Annotated in this window: 6 protein-coding genes; 2 read left to right on the top strand and 4 right to left on the bottom strand. The window is 64.5% G+C overall.

The genetic code is table 11. The features are described 5' to 3' along the window. Positions 1-945, top strand: a 945-nt coding sequence (locus tag EOA75_RS26625; protein WP_127325553.1) for an ATP-binding cassette domain-containing protein, incomplete at its 5' end; no start/stop codon positions are given. Between the two features lie 32 nt (positions 946-977). Here EOA75_RS26625 and EOA75_RS26620 read toward each other — a convergent pair. Together EOA75_RS26620 and EOA75_RS26615 are read right to left on the bottom strand one after the other, a co-directional pair. Beyond that, complete coding sequence (locus EOA75_RS26620; RefSeq protein WP_164747573.1) at positions 978-3,014, bottom strand: DUF3857 domain-containing transglutaminase family protein; 2,037 nt, start codon at positions 3,012-3,014, stop codon at positions 978-980. A 166-nt stretch (positions 3,015-3,180) separates the two neighbouring features. Beyond that, positions 3,181-4,665: a carboxypeptidase M32 gene (locus EOA75_RS26615; RefSeq protein WP_127325551.1), complete on the bottom strand. Its 1,485-nt coding sequence runs from the start codon at positions 4,663-4,665 to the stop codon at positions 3,181-3,183. 148 nt (positions 4,666-4,813) lie between these two features. Here EOA75_RS26615 and EOA75_RS26610 point away from each other — a divergent pair, with 148 nt between their 5' ends. Further along, positions 4,814-5,167: a DUF1304 domain-containing protein gene (locus EOA75_RS26610; protein WP_067001740.1), complete on the top strand. Its 354-nt coding sequence runs from the start codon at positions 4,814-4,816 to the stop codon at positions 5,165-5,167. Positions 5,168-5,255: 88 nt separating this feature from the next. Here EOA75_RS26610 and EOA75_RS26605 read toward each other — a convergent pair whose 3' ends face one another. Next, entirely contained in the window at positions 5,256-5,681 is a 426-nt protein-coding gene (locus tag EOA75_RS26605; protein WP_067001742.1) for a hypothetical protein, read from the bottom strand. Between the two features lie 248 nt (positions 5,682-5,929). Next, positions 5,930-6,501: peptidoglycan -binding protein (locus EOA75_RS26600; protein ID WP_127325550.1), on the bottom strand; the 572-nt coding region annotated here is incomplete at its 5' end.

Here is a 6,501-nt window from a genome sequence, read left to right as displayed (position 1 = left end):
GGCACGCTCGGCCAGTTCCTGCTCTATTCGGTGTTCGCCGCCGGCGCACTCGGCGCGCTGTCGGAAGTGTGGAGCGAGCTGTCGCAGGCGGCGGGCGCCGCCGAGCGTCTGACCGAGATCCTGACCGAGAAGCCCGCCATTCAGGCGCCCGCAGATCCTCAGCCGCTGCCGGCCAAGGCCAAGGGCGCGATCAGCTTTGACGATGTCTCCTTCTCCTATCCGGCGCGGCCGGACCGGGCCGCCGTGCATGGGCTGAGCTTCCAGGTGAAGCCTGGCGAGACGGTGGCGATCGTCGGTCCTTCGGGCGCGGGAAAAAGCACCGTCTTCTCGCTTATCCTGCGCTTCTACGATCCGGAGAGCGGCCGTGTCGTCATCGACGGCGTCGATCTGCGCCAGGCCGATCCGGCCGCAATCCGCCAGCGCATCGCCATCGTGGCGCAGGACGTCACCATCTTCGCGGCCAGTGCTGCCGACAATATTGGCTTCGGCCGGCCGGGCGCCAGCGATGCCGAGATCGAGGCGGCGGCAAAGGCGGCGCTTGCCGACGAATTCATCGGCAAGCTTGAAAAGGGCTATGACAGCCAGGTCGGCGAGCGCGGTGTGACGCTTTCGGGCGGCCAGCGCCAGCGCGTGGCGATCGCCCGCGCCATTCTGCGCGACGCACCGATCCTGCTGCTCGACGAGGCAACCTCGGCGCTCGACGCCGAAAGCGAAACGCTGGTGCAGACGGCGCTGGAGCGGCTGATGCGCGGCCGCACCACCATCGTGATCGCCCACCGGCTGGCGACGGTGCTCAAGGCCGACCGGATCCTAGTCATGGACGGCGGACGCATCGTCGAGGAAGGCACGCATCAGAGCCTTGTCGCCAAGGGCGGCACCTATGCGCGGCTCGCCAAGCTGCAGTTCGAGACCGGAGCGAGCGCCTTCAAGGGCGCGGCGGAGTAGCGCCCGCCTTCTCGGCAGGAACCGCCGTGCGGCTATCTGCGACGGAAGGCCATCAAAAGCGGCACGCCTATGAAGATCGAGACCAGCAGCACCCCGGTGATCACCTGTTGTTGCGATCTGTCAGGATCACTGCCTAGCGGATCCGCAGGCACATCCTGGTAGGTGAAGTCGTATGTCCAGTCGAGATTGTCGCCGACGTCCTTGACCGAGTTCAGATAATCGCTGATCGCCTTGGCCGGAACCTGCGTAGCCAGCGTCCGGAAATCCCACTGCACCTCGAAAGTGGTCGGCGTATTGCTCCAGGACGACGTCAGCGAAAGGTAAGGCGTGACGACACTCTTCATCCGTCCGCCGGAAAACCTCGCCTTCAGATTGCGCACCGTCACGCTGTGCCTGCGGTAAACGGGCGACCCAAGCGAGACGGGTCCGGCGCGATCCACCGTGGTCGGGGTCGGCAGGTCGGTGCCGAGGTCGGCCGCTTTGATCGAGAAGTTCTTGGCGAGATCGTTGGCGGCCAGCGCTTGAGCCGGCAGCCGATAGCTCTCCCGTATATTGATGATGTCGCCGTCACGATTGTCGAAGATTTCCAGCTTTGCGGCGCTTTCGATGCCGGGGTAGCGCTTGCTGTAATATTGCAGATAGGCGTCGGACAGTTCGCTGACCGACCGGCTGGCGAGCTTGCTGCGCATGTAGTCGGCGTCGGCGCCCTCATGGGTCGACAGCACTGACAGCGTCAGCTGGCCACCAGGCTTGTCGGGAAAGAAAAACTCTTCGGCAACCTTGATGGTCGGGCTTTTAGGCTCCGGACTGGGCATCTTCTCCAACTCGCCACTGCCAAAGACTGGCAGGGCGAAGCCGTAGTCCGGCTGCGGGAAATTGCTTGCGTCGCCGCCCTGCAGGTAATTGGTGGCGTCGAGCCAGTACGCCTTGGTCCCGATCGTCGCCTTGACGATGGCATGGTCGAAGTTGCGCAACGCCGGCAGGTGCTGGTCCAGCGCCCGCCCGTGGTCGAGATCGGCCAGCGCGACCTGGGCAGAAACGCCCAGCCGCGCGAGCGCCGACGTAAGCAGCAGCGCCTTGTCCTTGCAGTCGCCAAAGCCGCTCTGGACGACGGTCGCCGGATCGCGCGGAATATACGACCCGGAGCCCATCGAGAGACTGACATAGCGGATCTCATCCTGGACGAGGCGCATCGCCTGGATCATCCGATCCTCTGGCAAAGGGTGCCTCGCAGCGATCTCGTCGAGCTTGGCGGCAAAGGCCGGCGGGAAGGCGATGGCCGGCTTGTAGTAAGGCTGAACGGCGTCGATCACGCTTTGCCAACTGGCGGTGGACGAGATGTCGATCGATCCCCAGGCCGGGAATTCCGTCGGCACGTTCTCCTCCACCTTGACAGGCTTCGGATTGGCAATCTCCCAGAGATAGACGGAGTCCGTTCCCGACGCGGAGATGGTGGGCTTGATCTCGGTGCCTCGCGGCTTGATCGCGAGCGGCTGCGAGGCCGGCCAGGTGATGCTGGTGCGGATCAGCCCCACCGGGTCTTCCCACTCGGTGGAGAAGCTGTAGAAGAACAGGCCCTTGCCGACGTGCGGTGTGATCTCATAGGTCTCGCCATAGTCGACAATGTCGCCGACACGCACGTCGTCAATGTTGACATGAGCGGTTAGCCAGCCGTCATAGACGCCCTTTTCGGCCTCCTTCTCCTGCCGGAAAATGTCGAACTTAACGTCATCGAGCCGGTCCAGCACGACGCCGTCGCGGATGATGCGCAGATGGTTGAGCGTGACCTTGTGCTTGGACGGATCGAACTGCAGATCGATGCTGGCGCCCCGCTCAAGGCCGGGACGGTCGACTATTCTGTAGACCGTGCGCGAATAGTCGTCATAGCCGTAGTCGCGATGGATGATCTGCTCGTCCGCGAGCAGCCAGGAAATGCCATTCTTGATCTGGTCGGCCCGCGCCGGATCGGCCGCCGGGGCATCGACCGACCTGATCCAGGCCGCCTCCGGCCCTTTGCGGACGACCTCATCAGCATCCGCCGGAAGGATCAGACCGGCCAGTACGGCCAAGAACAGAACGAGGCAACGGAACGACCCGACCTCACGAAAACTGCCACCCACCAATGTTCAAGCCCACTGAAGCAAGGAACACTCTTTGTCAGAGTCTTTCCCGCCAAAGTAAAGGCCGGCAATGCATCTTTTGCGCAGCTCGATCTGGTGGGCCAGCGAGGCCGCCTCAGTCGCCGTAGCGCTTGCGCAAATGTTCCGTGAAATAGGCGGCGTTGAGCTTCTCGCCGGTGGCGCGCTCGAGCAGGTCCGGCGTCGACCAGCGCGAGCCCTGCGACCAGATCTTGTCGCGTCGCCACTCATAGATGGCGCTGAAGTCGCCCTTGGCGAGATCCTCGTCCGCGCACGGGTGCTCCCTGGTCAGGGCCGCCCATTGCTGCGCCGCCATCATGGCGCCCAGGGTGTAGGACGGGAAATAGCCGAAGGCGGCGCCCGGCCAGTGCACGTCCTGCATCGGCCCGTCGGCCGGGTTGTCGATGGTCGACAGGCCGAGATAGTCGCGCATCTTGGCATCCCAGGCCTCGGGCAGGTCGGCCGCCTCCAGCCGTCCTGAGACGAGCTCCTGCTCGAGCTCGTAACGCAAGATGACATGCAGCGGATAGGTGACCTCGTCGGCGTCGACGCGGATAAAGCCGCGTTCCACATGATGGACATGCGGCAGGATGTCGTCGATCGACCAGGCTTCGCCGAGATGCTTCTCGACAACCGGCAGCGCCCAGCGCCAGAAGGCGGGGTTGCGGCCGATCTGCTTCTCCACGAATAGGCTCTGGCTCTCATGCACGGCCATGCCGCGCGCCTTGCCGAGCGGCCAGTGCGACCAGGCTTTCGGCAGATTCTGTTCGTAAAGCGCGTGGCCGGTCTCGTGCAGCACTCCCATCAGCGCCGACAGGAAATCGGAAGTCTTGTAGCGGGTGGTGATGCGCACATCGGTCGGCACGCCGCCGCAGAAGGGATGGTGCGACACCGCAAGCGAGCCATGGGTGAGGTCGAAGCCGACCGCCGCCATCATGGCAAGACCAAGCTCGCGCTGCTTCTCGACGGCGTAGCTGCCGGAGAGCGGCTTGAGCGCGTGCTTCGCCAGCCGCGCATCCTGCACGGCCAGCGCATGCGGCAGGAAATCCATGAGGAAAGCCTTCAGCTCGACAAACACCGGCGTGATGTCGGCGGCGCGGTTGCCGGGATCGTACTGCTCCATCAGCGCGTCATAGGGGGCGAGGCCGAGCGCCTCGGCGCGCAGCGCCGCTTCTTCCCGCACCAGCGCCACGACGCCTTCCAGCGCCGGCAGGAAGCCCGCCCAGTCATTCTTGGCGCGCAGGTCGCGCCAGAGCTGCTCGGAGCGCATGCGCGCCGTCGTCTGGCGCTCGACAAATTCGACCGGCAGGCAGGTGAGGTTGGTATATTGCCGGCGCAGTTCCCTCACCGCAGCCTGCTGCTCGTCGTTCAGCGGTTCGGCTTCGGCGGCGGCGATCCAGTCGCCGATCTCCGGCGCGGTAGCCTGGGCGTGCAGCATGCCGGCCAGGGCCGACATCGCCTCGGCGCGCTTCTCGCCGCCGCCAACCGCCATGTGGGTCGCCTCATCGGCGCCGAGAATGGCCAGCGCATGTTCCAGCGCTTCGAGCCTATGGCCGAGTAGATCGAGTTTTTGGAAGGACATGGATGGTTTCCGGCTGCAAAGGGGTTGGCGCGAAAAGATACCAAGGCGCGCAGCTTGGCAACCCTGATCTGCCCGTTCCGGATCAGCCCATCTTGCCTTGCAACAGCGCTGCGTGATCAAAGGTTGGGGCCAACGAGCGGAGGGGACAATGATCGGCAATATCCTGACCGGGCTGGTGGCGCTGATCCACTGCTACATCGTCTATCTGGAGATGGTGCTGTGGGACACGCCGCGCGGCCACAAGGCGTTCAACCTCAAGCCGGACTTCGCCAGCGCCTCGAAAGTGCTCGCCGCCAACCAGGGGCTCTATAACGGCTTTCTTGCTACAGGCCTGATCTGGGGGCTCTATCTCGGCACCGGCGGCTTCCAAATCAAGATGTTCTTCCTGCTTTGCGTTGCCGTCGCCGGCCTCTATGGCGGGGCGACCGTCGGCCGCAAGATCCTGTTCGTCCAGACGCTGCCTGCGGTGCTTGCCATTATCGCGCTTTGGCTCGGCCGGTGACTGAAAAAAGGACGCCCTCGGGCCAGGTCCCTCAGGCGCCAGATCGTCCCTTCCTGGTCTCGAAACGGCAGTCGCGGCCCGAAACCGCTCAGCCGTTCGGATAGTGACCGCCGTCGGCGCCGTCGCCCATCAGGAAGCCGCTGCCGGTATCGGTTCTCAGCTTCTGGTCGACATTGTCGAGACGGCGCAGCAGGTCGTGATATTGCGCAGCCGGAATCCTGCCGTGATCCGAAGCGGCTACGTGCTCGGCCACCTGGCTGATGTGCGCGGCGCGCATATGCAGTTGCTGCGCTTCCGAGGCCGAGATGTCGTTTGCTTGCCGCGCGTCGGCGATGCCCTGATCCACACCCTGGACCTGCTCGATCAGGCTGGTCACCCGCGGTCCGGTGAAGTCGGTTGGATCGGTTGCGTCGAGAGCGCCCTTGTGATGTCCGGCGGCGTAGGCGCCGGCGAGCGGAGCGGCGATCAGAACCGCGGCGAGAGTTGCAGTCTTGAGAGATGTTAAAGCGCGCATGACGGCGCGTCCTCCTGCTGGGGAAGGAGCGGCCATCCCGCTCTGCTTCCGAGCTAGTGGGCCGTCCGGTTCCGTCGCGTCGCGATGGGAGGCATCGCCGGCGGTTCCCGGCCCTGCGCAGCAAATTAGGGCCGCCAAGTCGCCGAGTGTAATTAAAAAAAGATAATGTTTTCAGGCCTTGCCGGCGGGCTTCTGCGCGCTAGAGTTGAGCCGGCGAACAAATTCGCGTGAGTTCGCGTGATGCCGGATCAACGTTCGGTGAGCTTCAGTTCAATTCGGCGGTTCTTGCTGCGCGCCTCATCCGTGTCGGCCGGATCGAGCGGCTGGAATTCGCCGAAGCCGGCGGCTACCAGCCGGTTCGCCGGCACGCCGTTCTCGATCAGGAACTTCACCACCGAGGTCGCACGAGCCGTCGACAGTTCCCAGTTGTCGCGATAGCGGCCGGTGCCGGACAAGGGCTTGTTGTCGGTGTGGCCGTCGACGCGCAGCACCCAGCTGATCTCGGGCGGGATTTCCCTCTGCAGCTCGATGACGGCATCGGCGAGCTTCTTCATCTCGACCTTGCCGGCATCGTTGATCTCGTCGGAGCCGGTCGGGAACAGCACTTCCGACTGGAAGACGAAGCGGTCGCCGACGATGCGGATGTTCTCGCGGTCGGCGAGGATCTCGCGCAGTCGGCCGAAGAAATCGGAACGGTAGCGGTTGAGCTCCTGGACGCGCTGCGCCAGCGCCACGTTCAGGCGGCGGCCGAGATCGGCAATCTTGGTATTGGACTCGCGGTCGCGCTGCTCGGACACGTTGAGCGCGTCCTCGAGCGCCG

It is taken from the genome of Mesorhizobium sp. M1A.F.Ca.IN.022.07.1.1, assembly GCF_003997575.1.
Taxonomy (GTDB): Bacteria; Pseudomonadota; Alphaproteobacteria; order Rhizobiales; family Rhizobiaceae; genus Mesorhizobium.
The sequence above is the reverse complement of the archived record's forward strand: the minus strand, read 5'-3'. Positions and strand labels throughout refer to the sequence as shown.